General features: G+C 73.5%; 1 protein-coding gene. It reads left to right on the forward strand.

Annotated elements, in window-relative coordinates; genetic code table 11:
• Window positions 1-51: 51 nt before the first annotated feature.
• A complete protein-coding gene (locus AB8Z75_RS34205; RefSeq protein ID WP_369208926.1) occupies window positions 52-1,752 on the forward strand; it encodes an urease subunit alpha in 1,701 nt (566 codons plus the stop codon).
• The last annotated feature ends 11 nt before the right edge of the window (window positions 1,753-1,763 follow it).

Raw genomic sequence — 1,763 nt, forward strand, 5'->3', positions numbered from 1 at the left:
CCCGGACGCCGCGCCCGCACCCGGCCCCCCGCACCCCGAGGAGGACGAAGCATGAGCGTCGACCCGCACGAGTACGCGGCCGTGCACGGGCCCCGCGCGGGCGACCGGGTGCGGCTGGGCGACACCGGGCTCGTCGTCCGCGTCGAGTCCGACTCCCAGCACCCCGGCGACGAGTTCCTGGCCGGGTTCGGCAAGACCGCGCGCGACGGACTCCACCTCAAGGCAGCCGCCGTCCGCGAGACGTGCGACGTGGTGATCAGCAACGTGCTGGTCATCGACGCGGTGCAGGGCATCCGCAAGGTGTCCATCGGCATCCGCGAGGGCCGCATCCACGCGATCGGCCGCGCGGGCAACCCGGACACGCTCGACGGGGTGGACGTCGTCGTGGGCACCGGCACCTCGATCGTCTCCGGCGAGGGCCTCATCGCCACCGCGGGCGCCGTGGACACCCACGTCCACCTGCTCTCGCCGCGCATCATGGAGGCCTCGCTCTCCTCCGGCACCACCACGATCATCGGCCAGGAGTTCGGCCCGGTGTGGGGCGTGGGCGTCAACTCGCCGTGGGCGCTGGGGCACGCGTTCTCCGCGTTCGACGCCTGGCCGGTCAACATCGGCTTTTTGGGCCGCGGCTCCTCCTCCCACCCCGCCCCCCTGGTCGAAGCGCTGGCCGAGGGCGGCGCCTGCGGCTTCAAGGTGCACGAGGACATGGGCGCCCATCACCGCGCGCTGGACACCGCGCTGCGGGTGGCCGAGGAGTACGACGTGCAGGTCGCCCTGCACAGCGACGGGCTGAACGAGGCCCTGGCCGTCGAGGACACCCTCGCGGTGCTGGAGGGGCGGACCATCCACGCCTTCCACATCGAGGGCTGCGGCGGCGGCCACGTACCCAACGTGCTGCGCATGGCGGGCGTGCCGAACGTCATCGGCTCCTCCACCAACCCCACACTGCCGTTCGGCCGGGACGCGGTCGCCGAGCACTACGGCATGATCGTCTCGGTGCACGACCTGAAGACCGACCTGCCCGGCGACGCGGCCATGGCCCGCGACCGCATCCGCGCGGGCACCATGGGCGCCGAGGACGTGCTGCACGACCTGGGCGCCATCGGCATCACCTCCTCCGACGCGCAGGGCATGGGCCGCGCGGGCGAGACGGTGCGGCGCACCTTCCAGATGGCGGCCAAGCTCAAGGCCGAGCTGGGCGACCTCGACGGCGCCGCGTCGGTCACCGGAGCCGGAGACGACAACGCGCGCGTGCTGCGCTACATCGCCAAGCTCACCCTCAACCCGGCCCTCGCGCACGGCCTCGCCCACGAGATCGGCTCCATCGAGCCGGGCAAGATGGCCGACATCGTGCTGTGGCACCCCGCCTACTTCGGCGCCAAGCCGCAGATGGTGCTCAAGTCCGGCTTCCCCGCCTGGGGTGTGACAGGCGACCCCAACGCGGCGACCGACACCAGCGAGCCGCTGGTGCTGGGCCCGCTGTTCGGCGGTCACGGGGCGGCGCCCGCCGAGCTGTCCGTGGCGTTCGTCTCCCGCGCCGCCGCCGAACACGGCGGCGACACGCTGCCGACCCGGCGCCGCCGGGTCGCCGTCCGCGGCACCCGGGGCATCGGCCCCGCCGACCTGGTGCACAACACGCGGCTGGGCGCGGTGGACGTGGACCAGCGGACCGGGCTGGTCACCCTGGACGGCGAGCCGCTGCGCTCCGAACCCGCCGAGAGCGTCTCACTCAACCGCCTCTACTTCCTCTGAACCCCCGTCCC

It is taken from the genome of Streptomyces sp. PU-14G, from assembly GCF_041028275.1.
In the GTDB taxonomy this organism is placed as follows: Bacteria; Actinomycetota; Actinomycetes; order Streptomycetales; family Streptomycetaceae; genus Streptomyces.

Excerpts from the sequence above, each read along its gene's own strand:
- AB8Z75_RS34205 (WP_369208926.1), top strand. The coding sequence starts at position 52 with ATGAGCGTCGACCCGCACGAGTACGCGGCCGTGCACGGGCCCCGCGCG.